Annotated in this window: 9 protein-coding genes; 4 read left to right on the top strand and 5 right to left on the bottom strand. The window is 70.9% G+C overall.

Going from position 1 to position 15,138, the window contains the following annotated elements; genetic code table 11:
• The first annotated feature begins 204 nt into the window (after window positions 1-204).
• On the top strand, window positions 205-1,347 hold the full coding sequence (locus K8638_RS29960) for a hypothetical protein (RefSeq protein ID WP_223758090.1): 1,143 nt from the start codon (window positions 205-207) through the stop codon (window positions 1,345-1,347).
• Window positions 1,348-1,351: 4 nt separating this feature from the next.
• Window positions 1,352-4,600 carry a serine/threonine-protein kinase gene (locus tag K8638_RS29955; RefSeq protein WP_223758089.1) on the top strand — a complete coding sequence of 1,083 codons (3,249 nt, stop codon included), beginning with the start codon at window positions 1,352-1,354 and terminating at the stop codon, window positions 4,598-4,600.
• On the opposite strand, the gene K8638_RS29950 is transcribed toward K8638_RS29955, so the two are convergent.
• Entirely contained in the window at window positions 4,597-5,811 is a 1,215-nt protein-coding gene (locus K8638_RS29950; RefSeq protein ID WP_223758088.1) for an ADYC domain-containing protein, read from the bottom strand. The genes K8638_RS29955 and K8638_RS29950 overlap by 4 nt on opposite strands.
• Window positions 5,812-6,040: 229 nt before the next feature.
• Between K8638_RS29950 and K8638_RS29945 the strand changes: the two genes are divergently transcribed.
• Entirely contained in the window at window positions 6,041-7,423 is a 1,383-nt protein-coding gene (locus tag K8638_RS29945) for a sigma 54-interacting transcriptional regulator (protein WP_223758087.1), read from the top strand.
• Window positions 7,424-7,427: 4 nt separating this feature from the next.
• Here the strand turns inward: K8638_RS29945 and K8638_RS29940 are convergent, their stop codons facing one another.
• Window positions 7,428-9,002 carry a hypothetical protein gene (locus K8638_RS29940; RefSeq protein WP_223758086.1) on the bottom strand — a complete coding sequence of 525 codons (1,575 nt, stop codon included), beginning with the start codon at window positions 9,000-9,002 and terminating at the stop codon, window positions 7,428-7,430.
• Between the two features lie 213 nt (window positions 9,003-9,215).
• The gene (locus K8638_RS29935) at window positions 9,216-10,400 is read right to left on the bottom strand and encodes an MFS transporter (protein WP_223758085.1); all 1,185 of its coding nucleotides are present in this window, start codon (window positions 10,398-10,400) and stop codon (window positions 9,216-9,218) included.
• Between the two features lie 345 nt (window positions 10,401-10,745).
• Here K8638_RS29935 and K8638_RS29930 point away from each other — a divergent pair, with 345 nt between their 5' ends.
• Entirely contained in the window at window positions 10,746-11,672 is a 927-nt protein-coding gene (locus K8638_RS29930; RefSeq protein WP_223758084.1) for a transporter, read from the top strand.
• A gap of 93 nt (window positions 11,673-11,765) precedes the next feature.
• On the opposite strand, the gene K8638_RS29925 is transcribed toward K8638_RS29930, so the two are convergent.
• On the bottom strand, window positions 11,766-13,043 hold the full coding sequence (locus K8638_RS29925) for a DUF445 family protein (RefSeq protein ID WP_223758083.1): 1,278 nt from the start codon (window positions 13,041-13,043) through the stop codon (window positions 11,766-11,768).
• Between the two features lie 173 nt (window positions 13,044-13,216).
• Window positions 13,217-15,061: a glycoside hydrolase family 15 protein gene (locus K8638_RS29920; protein WP_223758082.1), complete on the bottom strand. Its 1,845-nt coding sequence runs from the start codon at window positions 15,059-15,061 to the stop codon at window positions 13,217-13,219.
• Window positions 15,062-15,138: the final 77 nt, after the last annotated feature.

Here is a 15,138-nt window from a genome sequence, read left to right as displayed (position 1 = left end):
CGCCTGATCCTGGCCGTGCCCGACGTCTACTTCCGCCAATGGGTGGAGGAGAACTACGGCGCCCTGGTGGAGCTGCTCGTTCGCGACTGTGGGCTGCAGGGCGTGGTCTGGCGAGAGGGGGCGAACGAAGAGGTGCTGGAAGCGGCGACGGGGCTCCCGCGGTAGCCGCGCACGGCTCTACACTGACTCCATTCCGGAGGCTTCATGCACCCCAAGAGACTTCGTCGGCTGTCCCCGCTCGCGGCCGTTCCGCTGGTCGTGTGGCTCGCGCTCGCTGGCGCGGCGGGCTGCTCGAGCGGCGACGCATCACCGGGGGACGTGGACGTACCCAACCCGCTGACCAATCCCAAGGATGGCCCGCCCGCCGGGAATCCGAATGCGGAGGCCTCGTGCGGCGTACCGGCCGAGGCGGGCCTCGCGGACGTCTCCAGGCCCACCACGGTTGTTGGAACGGGGACTCCGGCGAGCTGTACGAGTGATGCCTTCGTCGCGGCCGTTGCCAGGGGCGGAGTCATCACGTTCGACTGCGGACCGGAGCCGGTCACCATCACGCTCGACAGGACCGCGAAGATCTTCAACGACACGGGGCCGGAGATCGTCATCGACGGCAAGGGGCTGGTGACGCTCAGCGGAGCGGGCAGGCACCGCATCCTGTACATGAACACCTGCGATCAGAAGCAGGTGTGGACGACCTCTCACTGCCAGAACCAGGATCATCCCCGGCTGACGCTCCAGAACCTGACGTTCGTGGACGCCAGCTCCAAGACCGAGACCGAGTTCGACGGGGGCGGGGCGGTCTGGGTTCGAGGTGGGCGGGTGAAGGTGATCAACTCCCGCTTCTTCAACAACGTCTGCGCCGATGTCGGGCCCGACGTAGGAGGCGGAGCCCTTCGTGTGTTCAGCCAGTACGAGGGACTGCCTGTCTATGTGGTGAACACGACCTTCGGCGGCAAGCAGGGGTATGGCGGAGCCTGCTCCAACGGCGGTGGCATCAGCAGCATCGGCGTGTCGTGGACCATCATCAACAGCCTCTTCTCCTACAACCGGGCCATCGGCAACGGCGCGAACCCCGCCAGTCCGGGCACTCCTGGCGGGGGCAGCGGCGGGGCCATCTACAACGACGGCAACAGGATGACGCTGTCCCTCTGCGGCACTCGAATCGAGCACAACGAGGTCAACGCCCACGGCAGCGCCATCTTCTTCGTCAGCAATGACCACTCGGGCGACATCCGCATCGACCGCTCGGTGATAAAGAGCAACACGGGCGGGTCGTGGTACCCGACGTATCCCCAGATATCGAATCACTCGGATACGCGCATCGTGGTCACCGACTCCACGATTGAGTGAGTCCATGTCGGACTCCGGCAAGGGCCAGGAAGACCCGCTCCTCGTCCCGACGCTCCCTCCAGAGGTTGCCTCGGCTTCCGCGGGCATGCCCGCGCCCGTGCTCCCCACGGGTGACGGTTTCCCGGTTGCCCATTGGGAGCGCTACGAGTTCATCGAGCCGCTGGGCCGTGGCGGAATGGGGGACGTCTACAAGGCCCGAGACCGGCGCCTGGGCCGCGTTGTCGCGCTCAAGTTCATCCGGGGGGCGGACCCCAGCCAGGTGATGCGGCTGCTGCAGGAGGCGCGGGCGCAGGCGCGCATCGACCATCCCCACGTCTGCAAGGTCTATGAGGTCGGCGAGGTCGGCGCGAAGGCCTACATCGCCATGCAGCTCGTGAGCGGCCGGCGGCTGGACGAAGCGGCCGTGGACATGTCGCTGCCGGAGAAGGTCCAGGTATTGAAGCAGACCGCCGAGGCGGTCCATGAGGCGCACCGGCTCGGTGTCATCCACAGAGACCTCAAGCCCTCCAACATCCTCGCCGGCCGCGGCGAGGACGGGCGGTGGCACCCCGTGGTGATGGACTTCGGCCTCGCATACGAGAGCGACCAGGGGCACGGCCTCACGGAGACGGGCGCGCTGCTGGGCACTCCCGCGTACATGGCCCCGGAGCAGGCACGGGGCGATGTGCGGAGCATCGACCGGCGCTCGGACGTGTACAGCCTCGGCGCGACGCTCTACGAGCTGCTCGCGGGCGTGGCGCCATTCACCGGCGCGACGCCCGTCGGCACCCTGGCGAAGGTGCTCCACGAGGAGCCTCCTCCGCTGCGCACGCGCGTCCCACTGCTCGCGAGCGAGCTGGAGACCATCGTCCTCAAGTGCCTGAGCAAGGAGCCCCACCTGCGTTATGCCTCCGCCCGGGCGCTGGCCGAGGACCTGGGGCGTTACCTCGACGGGGAGCCCATCCTCGGACAGCGCCCGAGCCGGATGTACCGGCTGAAGCGGTGGGCGCGGAAGCACCGGGCCCTCGTGGCGCTCTCGGCGCTGTCGCTGGCGAGCATCCTGCTGCTCTCCGCCTTCGGGGTGCGCTCCTGGCTGGAGGCGCGGTGGACGCGGGCCCAGTCGGCCGAGCGCGCGCGGCGGGCCGAGCAGCTCGGCCAGCAGGTGAAGGAGATGGAGTGGTTCCTTCGTGCTGCCTTCACGCTGCCCTTGCATGACACCCGCCCCGAGCAGCAGCGCGTCCACGAGCGCATGGCGCGCCTCGCGGCGCAACGGCACGAGCTGGGCGAGGCCGGCGAGGGGCTCGTGCACTACGCCCTGGGGCGCGGCCACCTGGCGTTGTTCGAGCTCGAGCAGGCGAACGCGGAGCTGACGAAGGCACGGGAGGCGGGCATCGACTCGCCGGAGCTGCACTACGCGCGAGGCCGTGTGCTGGGCGAGCTGTACCACCAGTCCATGGAGGACGCACGGCGCGGCGGCGGCAAGGAGTGGGTCGCCGAGCGGCAGCGCGAGCTGGAGAAGCAGTACCTCGAACCGGCGCTCCAGGCGCTCGAGCGCAGCCGGGGGCTGGAGCTGGAGTCGCCCCGCTACCTCGAAGGGCTCATCGCCTTCTACCGCCGGGAGTTCGACGCGGCGGCGCGGCTCGCGCACCAGGCCGCCACCGAGGCCCCCTGGATGTACGAGGCCCGGAAGCTCGCGGGCGACGTGTCCTATACCCGGGCCCTGGGCCTGCTGGAGCGAGGTGAGTACGAGGCGTCGCGCACCGGCTTCCAGGAGGCTGAGGCCCTGTTCACGCAGGCGGCCGAGGTCGGCCGGAGCGACGCACGCATCCACGAGGCGCTCGCGCAGGTGGGGTTGCAGCAGGCGGAGCTCGACCGGCGGCAGGGGAAGTCCCCCAGGGCGTCGCTGGAGCGCGCGCTGGCCGAGGGGAGCAAGGCCCTCCAGGCGGCTCCGCTGCGTGCCTCGGCGTACACCCAGCGGGCCTATGTGTTGATGCAGTGGTACCGGCTGATGCGCTTCCAGGGCGGCGGCCTGGACCCGAAGCCCATCCTCGCCGAGTGGCTCGCCACGGCGGCTCGCGCGGTGGAGCTGGACCCTCGCGATGTGTATGCCTACGACACGCTGGGCAATGCCCACTTCATGCGCGGCCTCCAGGAGGCGCGAGAAGGAAGGAGCCCGGAGCCCGCGTATGAAGAGGCCATCTCCTGGCTGACGAAGGCACTCCAGCTCCAGCCCCGCTATCCCTGGGGGCTCAATGACCTCGCGCTCGTGCACCGCTGGAAGGGCACCTGGCGGCAGGAGCACGGCCAGGACCCCCGCGCCTCCTTCACCGAGTCGGTGCGGTACTTCCGCGAGGCGGTGCGCGTCGACCCGAACTACCTCTTCGCGTATTCGAACCTCGTCGACCTCTACACCCAGCTGGCGGATGACAGCGTCGCGCGAGGACTCAACCCGGAGGAGGAAGTCCGGCAGGCGCACGAGGCGGGCCAGCGGGCCCTGGCCCTGGACGGCCGTTACTACGTGGCGCTCACCCAGGTGGCCGCCGCGGAGCTGCCGCACGCGGAGTACCTGCTGGCCACCGGAGGTGACCCGGGCCCCGCGCTGGCTCGCATGTTCCAGCACCTGGAGCGCTCCGCGGCCATCAACGCAACGTTTGGCAGCACGTGGGTCTTCCAGGCCATGGGCCATCACCTCGCGGCGGTGCATGCGAGGCGCGAGGACCGCGACCCCCGCGCCGCGCTCGAAGCCGGGCGGAAGGCGTTGGAGGAGGCGTACCGCCACGACTCCGGCTGCGTGAACTGCCGGATGGTCAGCGCGCGGCTGGGCCTGGAAGAGGCCGCGTGGGCGCGGAGACAGGGACGCGCCGTCCTGCCCCTCCTCCAGCAGTCACTCGCCGAGGCGCGACGGGCCGTGGAGCTGTTTCCCTACCCTGGCTCCCAGCTGGAGCTGGCGCGAGTCTATTGGCGGCTGGCGGAGGCGCAGCCCCGGGGCCCCGCGCTCCAGTCCGTCGAGGCGGGACTGGCGCAGGTGGAGCAGGCGCTGCGCCTCGATGCGAGTCTCGCGCACGCCCATGCCCTGCGGGGAGCGCTCCTGCTGGAGAAGGCGCGGGTGGAACGCACCACCGCATCGGGACGGCTGGAGCGGGTCCGCCAGGCCCGAGGCGCGCTGGCCCGGGCCCTCGAGCTCAACCCGCTGCTCCGGTGGATGTACGAGGAGCCGCTGCATGAGGCGGAGCTGCTGTTGTCCCAGGCGGACCGGAGTGCTCCGGGCCGCTAGTGGGCCGCGGGCGCCGGTCCGGTGGCGAGCCGCCCATGCTGGCTCCACTGCGCGGTGGTGCACGGGGGCACCTGCGCCTGGAGGTGGCCGGGAAGGATGCGAGCCGGCTCATCATCCGGAGCATCCTTGAGGCGGAGGTGCTCCACGTTGAGGCACTCCGCGCCCCGGGGGCTCCAGAGCGCCTCCAGGCCGTCGATGCGCTCGGTGTTGATGCCGAAGGCATCCCTGCGGAGGATTCGCGTCCCATTCTTCGTGTAGCTCTTGAAGTCCCCCAGGCCAACGAAGTAGGCCGCGCGCTTCGCCTGAAGGCAGGAGCGGTAGAGGTACTCACTCGCCGCGGGATTGCCGGTCCGGGGGTTCCACGGTGTGTAGCCCCATGCGAGGCAGGCCTCGATGGCGCCTGTCTCGCAGCTCACGGTGGTCTCCCCCTGCTCATCGGTGACCGCGGCCGTCAGCCCGTCAATCCGCTTCCCTCCAAGGAAGGTGACCGGACGCGCCACGCCGTCATCCATGCAGTGGGAGCGCCACTCGGGCCCGGCGGCCATCAGCCGGTAGAAGAGCGCATACCGGTGCAGCTCCTTGGGATGTCTGGGGTTGGGCGCAAGAGGATCGAGCCTCAGCTCGTACTCCAAGGTGCCTGTATTTGAATCGACGGGGAACCGGAGTCGCAGCGGGCCGAGGTCGGTTCCTCTCGCGGTGTGCACCGTCCCGTCCGCCGGGTTCCCGTACGTGACGGAGAGCTGGGTCTGCGTGCCGCTGATGCCCAGCAGGGTGATGGGTATTTCACCGGTGGGCAGGGCCAGCGTGGCGGAGAGCAGGGGCTCATAGGTCTGCTTCGGCAGCGAGAAGTCGCGCAGCCGCAGCGCGACCGCCGCGGGCCGGTTGAGCATGGGCCGGTTGATGAAGGCCTCCGGGCAGAACCTCGGCTCGCCGGAGGCGTCGACGAGGCAGTAGTGGCGCTCGTTGGCGATGTAGATGCCCTTGCCATTGAGGCTGCCCGGATCGCAGGTACCCGACTGACAGGTGGGGATCAGCCGCGCGATGGTCGAGTCAATCCTGCATTCGTGGGTGCGGCAGAAATCGGTGGGGAGTGGCTCGGCGGCTCCGGTGTCGGGACGCACGTTCCGCCCTCCAGGGCATGCGCTTCCAACGCCGGCCACCAGCAGCAACGCCACCCAACCGAGCCAGCCGCGCTTCAGGGTCATCTTCATTTCAAGGACTCCTCATCCATGGGCAAGCCGCCCGCGGAGCAAGGCCTGTACCAGTTTCCGGCGCGGGGGCCGGAGGCGGCGGCCCGCGCGAGGGGCCATCCTCTCAAGGATTGTCCTCGGTGGGCGCACGGGAGCACGCGGCGGCACGAGCCCGGTGGCACACCCGCTGGCACGGGTGGCACGGGTGGCACGGTGCCCGTGCCACGGGGGCCGCCTATAATCGCCCCACATGGAGCCAGAGCAATCGACGCTGCGTCCGAGCGGCGTCCAGGGGGGAAGCGACTCCGGCGCGCCACGCGTCCCGGGCCTGCTGCGCCTGTTTGGAGCGGGGGCGACGATGGCGGTGGCGCTGCCGCTCGGGGGAGAGGCGCTGGAATTGGGGCGTGGGGCCGCCGTGCTCGGTGAGGCTCAGGACCCGCGGATGTCCCGGCGCCATGCGCGCGTCCACTTCGACGGGCGGCGCTTCTTCGTCACCGACCTGGGCAGTCAGAACGGCACCTTCGTGGAGGGTGAGCCCGTGCCCGCCGGGACGCCTCGCGAGGCACAGCGGGTCATCCGCATGGGGGACTCGCTGTTCGTGCCCTGCGCGGACGTGGGCCCGCTCCAGCGGCACGGCGTGGCGCTCGTGGAGGGCTTCGTGCGCGGCCCGGCCCTCCAGCGGCTCCTCGAGGAGGTGGCCCGCGCCGCGCAGCTCGGGTTCTCGCTCCACATCCATGGGGAGAGCGGGACGGGCAAGGAGGGCGTGGCGCGCGCCTTCCACCAGCAGGGGCCGCGCCGGGACGGGCCCTTCGTGGCGGTCAACTGCGCGGCGATTCCCCACGGCCTGGCCGAGCGGCTGTTGTTCGGCGTCAAGCGCGGCGCCTACTCGGGCGCGGATGCCGACGCCCAGGGCTACCTCCAGGCCGCGGACGGCGGCACGCTCTTCCTCGACGAGGTGGTGGAGCTGGACCTGGCCGTCCAGGCGAAGCTGCTGCGGGCGCTGGAGATGCGCGAGGTGCTCGCGCTCGGAGCGGCGAAGCCGAAGCCGGTGGACCTCCACCTCTGCTCGGCGAGCAACAGGGAGCTGCGCGCGCAGGTGGCCAGCGGGCGGCTGCGGGAGGACCTGTACTTCCGCCTGGGCCGGCCGGAGGTGACGCTGCCACCGCTGCGCCAGCGCCCCGAGGAGCTTCCCCTGCTGCTCCAGCGCGAGGTGCTCAAGGTGGCGCCCGCGCTGGGGCTGCATGTGTCGCTGGTGGAGGCGTGTCTGCTGCGGCCCTGGCCCGGCAATGTCCGAGAGCTGCTCGTCGAGGCGCGGGGCGCCGTCCAGGCCGCGCTCCTCCAGGGGGCCGCGCGCGTGGAGGCCCGTCACCTGAGCCCGAGCGCCGGCACCGCCTTCGGGCCCGCCCTGTCTCCCGAACCGCCCGCCGGCGGGCGCGAGGTGGTGCGAGAGGCGCCCCGGGCCAGGCCGCTCGATGCCGGGGAGCGGACCCGCCTGGAGGAAGCACTGCGGCGGCACGGTGGCAACGTGGCCGCCACGGCGAGGGCCCTCGACATGCACCGCACGCAGCTCCGGCGGCTGCTCAAGCGCCATGGACTCTCCCCGGGCACGGAGGGAGAGGGCGGCGAGGAATAGCCGCTCACGCTCCGGGCCGCAGGTGCCGGGAGAGCAGCTCGAAGAGCCCCCGGCGGCGGAGGATGACGCGGTGCTCTCCGGCGGGGAGCTGGACTTCGAGGGTGCCGGCCTCCGTGGTGACGAAGCGCGCCGGGGTGTCCGCCTCGGCCGCGAGGAAGGGCGTCTGGAACTGGTTGAAGCGCACGGTGCACCCTCGCGGCGCCGACACGGAGAGGGTGATGCGGCCGAAATGGAGGGCCCCGAGCAGCGCCTCGCGAGGCTCCGCCTCCACCTTCTCGCAGCCCTCGTGTGAGAGGAACGCCGCTGGTGGTGGGACGCCCGCTTCGACGGCGGCCCGGGGGAGGTACTCGTTGCCGGACCACGGGCGGTCGAGCGCGGCGAGCTCGCTCTCGATTTCCGACCGGGAGGCCACGGGATAGCGGGGGTGCGTTGCCCTCCAGCCGAACCACAGGCCCGTGAAGACGGTGAGCCCCACCACGGCCCACGAGAGCCGCCGCTTCCAGCCGTCCCGCGCGGCCGTGTCCTCCACCAGCATGCACAGCACGAGCACGAGGAGCGGCGTGAGGAAGGCCACCAGCCGCCAGGGGAACTGGAGCAGGCGGGCGAAGGGCACCGCGCGGTAGAACGGCGCGGAGACGGGAAGCTGCAGCACCGCGTAGATGGCGGCGCTGCCCAGCAGCAAGCCCCACGCGGGGCCCCGGCTCCGCGTGTCCCCGCGCGAGGCGAGCCTCACGCCGCCCAGGACCAGCAGGCCGATGCTCAGCGCGCGGCCTATCTCCGGCGTGATGCCCTCCCACTGCTTTCCCCAGTGGAACTTCCTGTCCCAGAGGTACCGCGCCAGCGGCACGTATTCGCGGTCGGGCGTCCAGGCGCCGAGCGCGCCCGGGTTGAAGTGCTTCTCCAGCCGCACCATCAGCAGCGCATAGGGGGCGCACAGCACCAGCACCACCAACGCCGCCTGGCCCGTCGCGGCGAGCGTGGAGCGCCAGCCCCACCGGGCGCGCATGAATCCCAGGGCCACGGCCAGCGTGAAGAACGCATACAGGAACATCACCATGTGCGCGTAGAACATGGCCGCGAGGGCCAGCCCCACCGACCAGCCGCCCCGGCCCTCGTCGCGCAGGCGCAGGCACGCCCACAACAGCCAGGGATAGAGCATCATCGCGGAGAGCTCGGCCGCGGCGCCGCGCACCAGCCAGTCCAGGTAGGCGTAGGGGGAGAAGCAGAGCAGGAAGGCCGCGAGCACCTGGAGGCGGGGGGATGCTCCGAGCCTTCGCGCGACGGCGGCCATTCCCAGGGCCCCCGCGAGGAGGCCGAGCAGCAGCGCGAGCTGTACGCCGCGGAACGCGGAGCCCAGCACCCAGGCGAGCCCGCCGGAGAGCGTGGTGAAGAGCCGGTGGTAGAAGAAGGGCCAGGGAGAGCCATGGCCGTTGTGGCAGAAGGGCGTCCACAGCGGGAAGAAGTCCCCTGCCGCGTATGCGCGGCGGAACGCCTCCGCGCGCTCGAAGACGGAGAAGCCCTCGTGGTTGAAGGGCCAGCCGTCGAGGCCGAGAAGGGGCAGCAGGGCCGCGAGCGCCACCCCCAGGCAGGCTGGGGGGACCCACCGCCAAGCATGACGCTCCTGGGCGACGATGGCGGGGGGGGGGGCCAGGGGGGGCGATGAGGACCGCATGTCGCGGCGCAGTGTACCGGCCCGTGACATGCGGGGCTGGATTATCCGGTGGCGTCCCGAGGTGAGCCGGGATTGATGCCGGCCCGGGGCCCCGCCGCGGCTCGAGAGGTGGGAAGCGGGTCAGGCCTCCCGCGTCGCACCGTGGGCCAGCGGCGGGAACGCCAGGAACATCAGCCCGGCGAGCGCCGCCGCCGCGCTCAGGCCCATCAGCCCCGGGCCATAGCCGCCCAGGCGCTCGCGGCCGAGCGCCATCAGCAGCGGACCCATGCCGCAGCCGAGCTGGAAGGCCGCGTACGTCCAGCCGTAGATGCGGCCGTAGGCCCTGAGGCCCAGGTACCGGCTCACGAACCAGCTCATGAAGTCGAACTCGGCGCCGATGCCGAAGCCCGTCAGGAAGAGACAGACCGCGATGACGGCCCCGGCGCCCCCGCTGGCGAGGCCCGCCAGCCCCGCGCTGGAGGCCAGCATGCACACCAGGGCCACGAGACGCGCCGGCAGGCGGTCGATGAGCAGGCCCGAGGCGATGCGCCCCACGAGCACGCCCACTCCCAGCGACGAGGCCATGGCGGCGGCGGCCTGCGGTGTCAGTCCGGAGTCCGTGAGAATCGGCACCAGGCTGGCCGACACGCCCAGGGTCATCGTCCCCAGCAGGACGAAGATGGCAATCAGCAGCCAGAACGTCCGCGTGCGAGCCGCCTCGCGAAGGTTCGCGACGCCGTGTGAGGGGACGGGCGCGGCCTTGACGGCGGGTGCCGAGGCCCTGTCGTCGAAGAAGCGAAGCGCCGCGGGCAGCACGAGGACGAGCATCGCGACGCCGAGCGCGGTGTAGGCGCCACGCCACCCGAGCGAGCCAATGGCGGCCTGCAGCGCGGGGGGGAGCAGGATTCCGCCCAGCCCGACGCCCGCCAGCGCGACGCCGAGCGCGATTCCCCGGCGCTCATCGAACCACCCGACGATGGCTCGCGTATAGACGGCGGGAAGGGTGCCGAGCGCCGCCAGCGCCAGTCCGAGGTGGAGCGCGTAGAAGACGGGCAGCGAGCCGGGCTGGAGCGCGAGCGCGAACAGCATTCCCGCCAGCCCCAGCACGGACGGCAGCAGCATCCGGCGCGGACCGACACGGTCGAGCATGAAGCCCGCGAGCGGCGACAGGGCCACGACGAACCAGTTGCAGAGCGTCAGCGCGAAGGCAATCTGCGGCCGGCTCCAGCCGAACTCGGCGCCGAGCGGCCGGACGAAGACCCCGAACACGTAGGAGATATAGGTGCTGTAGCCGAGCATCAGCCCGAGCGTCGAGGTCGCGACCACCCACCATCCGGAGCGAGGCGGCGCTCGGACCCCCGCGGTGGGATTGGCTCCGGCATCGAGATGAACCGCCGCGGCCTCTTGCTGTCCGGACATGTCACTCCCCGTTGCACTGCGATGCCCCTGGCTCGAGTGAGACGTCGACAAAGCCGGCTCGGCGTATCTCTCCAGGTAGACGTTGCCGCCCTTGTCCCACGCCGCGTTACTCCCAGCGAGACATCCGGGAGATGACGCGGAGGGGGGATGGGGGCCGTCCAGGCCGGGCTCAATGGGGGCCATGAAAGAGGACACGGTCCTGGCACCGCCGGGCAGGGACACCTGACGCTCTTGCCGTGCTGAGCTTTTCTCATGACCGGCTCTGCTCGCACGTTCCTCGGCAGTGCGTTCGCCGCGTTGGGGGTGCTGCTCCCAGCGGCGGCGAGCGCGCAGGAGCTCGGGCACAAGATTCCCGGCGGTATCGGGGTCGACGCCGGGGTGCAGCAGGGGCCCGGGGTCTACGTGGGAGATCGGCTGCTCTGGTACTCGGCGAGTCAGCTTCGCGACCGGTACGGCGAGCTCCAGCCGGTGCAGGGGTTCGACCTCGACGCGGTCGCCAATGCCGTGGGTGTCAACCTCACGGTCCAATGGCCGGGGTGGCCGTACCTGGGCGCCACGGTCGCCGTCCCCCTCGCGCGCATCTCCGTGAACAGCGAGGACCCGCGCGCGAGCGTGGACCGCTTCGGCCTGGGCGACGTGTACGTGATGCCCGTGCACCTGGGATGGCGGCTGCCCCTCGCCGACCTGGTGGCCTCGTACGGTGTCTACATCCCCACCGGGTGGTTCGAGGCTCGCGGGGGGAGTGGAGTCGGCAGCGGGCATTGGACGCACCAGTTCTCGCTCGGCGGAGCGGTGTTCTTCGACGAGGGCCGGCGCGCGCGGGCGTCGGCGCTGGTGAGTTACGACCACAACCTCCGCAAGCGCGGCATCGACATCACACGCGGCGACACCATCCAGGTCCAGGGTGGCGCCGGCGCGCTCGTGCTTCGGGGGGTGGACGTCGGAGTCGCCGGGTACGCGCTCTGGCAGGTCCGTGACGATACCGGGGAGGACGTTCCCGAGGTGCTCCGGGGGGCGCGGGACAGGGTGTTCGGGCTCGGACCCGAGGTCAACGTGCTGATTCCGAAGCTGAAGGCGAAGGTGGGGGCGCGGTACGAATGGGACTTCGGCACGCGCTCGCGTCCCCAGGGCGGCCTGCTGGTGATGAGCTTGAGCTTCCTGGTGTGGCAGCCGGAGTGACGGGGCTCCGTGGAAATGGCGAGGGCCCGGACGCCGCTGTCGCGACGGTCCAGGCCCTCCATTCACGAGGCCGTCATCTGGCCCCGATGCCCGTCAGGACAGCGGGTGGTGGGAGCCGTTCCTCAGCTCCTTGCGCACCGCCTCGCTGACGCGCTCGCGGACCACGTCCGCCACGCGCTCGCGGATCTCCTCACCGACGCGCTCGCGGACGGCGGCCACGATGCTCTCGGTGTCGACCTGGCCGGCACCCTGCTGGAAGCCCATCCCCTGCGGGAAGCCCATCCCCTGCTGGAAGCCCATTCCGCCACGCGTCGTCCCGCCCATCGCCTCGCGGAGCGACTCGGTCAGCCGCTCCCGGAGCGCCTCGTTCAGGTGCTCGCGGAGGGTGTTGGAGAGCCGCTCGTGGAGGGTGTCGACCAGGCGCCCGCGGATGGCGTCGGCGAGGCGCTCGGGGTCGAACTGGCCGATGCCCTGCTGGGGGCCCATTCCCATGGACCGCTCGCTCACCGCGCCGCGCAGCGCCTCCCCCAGCCGCTCCCGCAGCGCTTCACGGACGCGCTCGCGCAGGCCGGCGTGGACCCGCTCCCGGATGCCCTCCACGATGCGCTCGCGGAGGGTGTCGGCGAGGCGCTCGGGGTCGAAGCCCTGCTGCATCGTCCGCTCGGAGATGACGGTGCGCAGCCCCTCCGCCAGCCGCTCCTTCAGCGCCTCGTGGACGCGCTCGCGCACGACGGTGTTGAGCCGCTCGGGCAGGGTGTCGGCGAGCCGGGTGCGCACGACCTCCGCGATGCGCTCGGGGCCGACCTGGCCGAAGCTCTCCATGCCCATCCGCCGCTCGGGCATCGCGGTGCGCAGCGCCTCCCCCAGCCGCTCCCGCAGCGCCTCGCGGACGCGCTCGCGCACGACGGTGTTGAGACGCTCCCGGAGCGCATCCTCGAGCCGGCTGCGAACCTTCTCCGCGATGCGCTCGGTGTCGAACTGCCCGTAGCCCTGCTGCATGGTCATCCAGTTCTCGACCAGGGCGGTGCGCAGCGTCTCCGCCAGCCGGTCCCTGAGCACCTCGCGCACGCGCTCCTGCACCCCGGTGCTGACGCGCTCACGGATGGTATCCGCCAGGCGACTCTGGACGGCCTCGGTGATGCGCTCCGTGTCGAACTGGGGACCAGGCTGGGGGCCCTGGCCCTGCTGCATTCCCGCCCAGCGCTCGCTCACCGCGCTGCGCACCGCCTCGCCCACGCGCTCACGGATTTCATTGCCGAGACGCTCCTCGAGAGCCGACACGACGCGCTCGCGAACCGCGTCGGTGATGCGGGCCTTGAGGGCCTCGCCGTACATCTGCTGCTCCTGCATGGGGAATTGCTCCTGGCTCATTGAGGTGCCTCTCTCCGGCTTTGCGGGAAAAGCAGCAAGGATTGAAAATTCCGCCCTGCCGCCGGGTGAAGAGATAGGCCAGGGGCCCGGTTCCGTATACGTGTCCGCGGGTACGAGAATCCTGTCGGCGCCGGGAACTCCGCACGCACTTCCCGGCAGGCCATCACGTGGGCTCAGGCGCGCGTCTCGGCGAGGGTGTAGGCCGCGTTGACCAGCGCGCAGTGGCTGAACACCTGCGGGAAGTTGCCAATCTGCTCGTGCAGCTTCGGCATGTACTCCTCGGCGAGCAGGCCCACGTCGTTGCTCAACGCCAGCAGCGCCTCGAACAGCCGCCGGGCGTCCTCGAAGCGCCCCATCATCTGGTACGTGTTGACGAGCCAGAACGAGCACGCGAGGAAGGTGCCCTCGTCACCGAGGAGCCCGTCCACCGAGCCGGTGGCGTCCGGCTTGAAGCGGAGCACCAGCCCGTCCTGGATGAGCTCGCGCTCAATCATCGCCACCGTGCCCACCACTCGAGGGTCCGTCGCGGGAAGGAACCCGAATAGCGGGATGTTGAGCAGGCTCGCGTCCATCTGCTTGCCGCCGTAGTACTGCACGAAGCTGTTCAGCTCGGGGTCGAACCCCTGGTTGCAGACCTCGTTGAAGATTTCCTCGCGTACCGCGAGCAGCTTGTCGACGGGGGCCGCCAGCTGCGTCTCCTCCGCGGCCTTGATGGCCCGGTCGATCGCCCCCCACGCGGCCACCTTGGAGGCGACGAAGTGGCGGTCCGGGCCGCGCATCTCCCAGATGCCCTTGTCGGGCTTCCTCCAGACCTGCATCGTCTGCTCGGCGACGTTGAGCAGCGCGCGCTGCGCGACGGGGCCGACCTGCCCGGTGGTCTTCGCGCCCGCGTAGATGACCGCGGCCACCTCGCCGAGCACGTCGAGCTGGAACTGGTCGTAGGCCGCATTGCCGATGCGCACCGGCTTCGCGCCGCCGTAGCCGTCGAGCCAGCCGAGCTCGGCCTCCGTGAGGCGGCGCTCTCCGCGGATTCCGTACATGATCTGCATCTGCGAGGGGTCTCCCGCGATGGCGCGCATCACCCACTTCCAGAAGGACGCCGCCTCGTCCCTCACGCCCGCGCGCGCGAACGCGTTGTGCGCGAGCACCGCGTCTCGCAACCACGTGAAGCGGTAGTCCCAGTTGCGCGCGCCTCCCGGCGTCTCCGGGAGCGAGGTGGTGGGCGCGGCCACGATGCCCCCGGTGCGGTCGAAGGTGCAGGCCTTGAGGGTGATCAACGACCGGACCACCGTGTCGCGGTACCTCGGCGGCGGGACGATCTTCGACACCCAGCCGATCCAGAAGCGCTCGGTTTCCCGCTCGGCCTCATCCGCGTCCAGCCGTGGCGGGACCTCATCCAGCCACGAGTAGTTCCAGCTCAGCACCCAGGAGATCCGCTGGCCCTCGCTGACCTGGATGTCCGATACCAGCGGGGGCGCGGCGGACTGATCCGAGCGCCGAAGGAACAGCGCGTCCGGCCCGGCGAAGGCCCTGAGCGAGCCGTCCGCGCTCTCCACCCGGGGGACGGAGCGGCCAAAGGCGAAGCGCGGCGTCACCGCCGAGTGCATCGTCACCTTTCCCTTCAGTCCCACGACGGTCCGGACGAGCCTGGGATGCTCCTGCCGGACAGCCATGAAGTCGATCAGCCGGACGGTTCCCGTGTCGCAGATGAAGTCGGTCTCCAGGATGAGCGTGTCCTTCCGGTAGCGGCGCTCAATCTTCTGGATGCGGGCCTTCGGCGCGAGCACCCACTCGCCGTTCTCCGGCGTCCCGAGCAGACTCGTGAAGCAGGCGTCGGAGTCGAAGTCCGGCAGGCACAACCAGTCAATCGTCCCGTCCCTGGCGACCAGTGCCGCCGAGCGCAGGTTGCCAATGAGCGCATGGTCCTCGATCCGCCGGTTCGGCTGGACCCCTGGGTGAAGCGGCCTGGCGGGCCGCTGGACCTTCGCTTTCTCTTTCTGGCGGGTGGGTTCGGTCATCGCATCTGTCTCCGTCGCGGTTCGTTGCTCTGCGATGAGGTTGACGACGCCGGTGTGGGCGCGCTAGCGCCGTGGCC

Origin of the sequence: Myxococcus sp. RHSTA-1-4 (assembly GCF_020037125.1) — a bacterium.
In the GTDB taxonomy this organism is placed as follows: domain Bacteria; phylum Myxococcota; class Myxococcia; order Myxococcales; family Myxococcaceae; genus Myxococcus.
The sequence above is the reverse complement of the archived record's forward strand: the minus strand, read 5'-3'. Positions and strand labels throughout refer to the sequence as shown.

Excerpts from the sequence above, each read along its gene's own strand:
- K8638_RS29930 (WP_223758084.1), top strand. The coding sequence starts at position 10,746 with ATGACCGGCTCTGCTCGCACGTTCCTCGGCAGTGCGTTCGCCGCGTTG.
- K8638_RS29945 (WP_223758087.1), top strand. The coding sequence starts at position 6,041 with ATGGAGCCAGAGCAATCGACGCTGCGTCCGAGCGGCGTCCAGGGGGGA.
- K8638_RS29925 (WP_223758083.1), bottom strand. The coding sequence starts at position 13,043 with ATGAGCCAGGAGCAATTCCCCATGCAGGAGCAGCAGATGTACGGCGAG.
- K8638_RS29960 (WP_223758090.1), top strand. The coding sequence starts at position 205 with ATGCACCCCAAGAGACTTCGTCGGCTGTCCCCGCTCGCGGCCGTTCCG.
- K8638_RS29955 (WP_223758089.1), top strand. The coding sequence starts at position 1,352 with ATGTCGGACTCCGGCAAGGGCCAGGAAGACCCGCTCCTCGTCCCGACG.
- K8638_RS29950 (WP_223758088.1), bottom strand. The coding sequence starts at position 5,811 with ATGAAGATGACCCTGAAGCGCGGCTGGCTCGGTTGGGTGGCGTTGCTG.
- K8638_RS29920 (WP_223758082.1), bottom strand. The coding sequence starts at position 15,061 with ATGACCGAACCCACCCGCCAGAAAGAGAAAGCGAAGGTCCAGCGGCCC.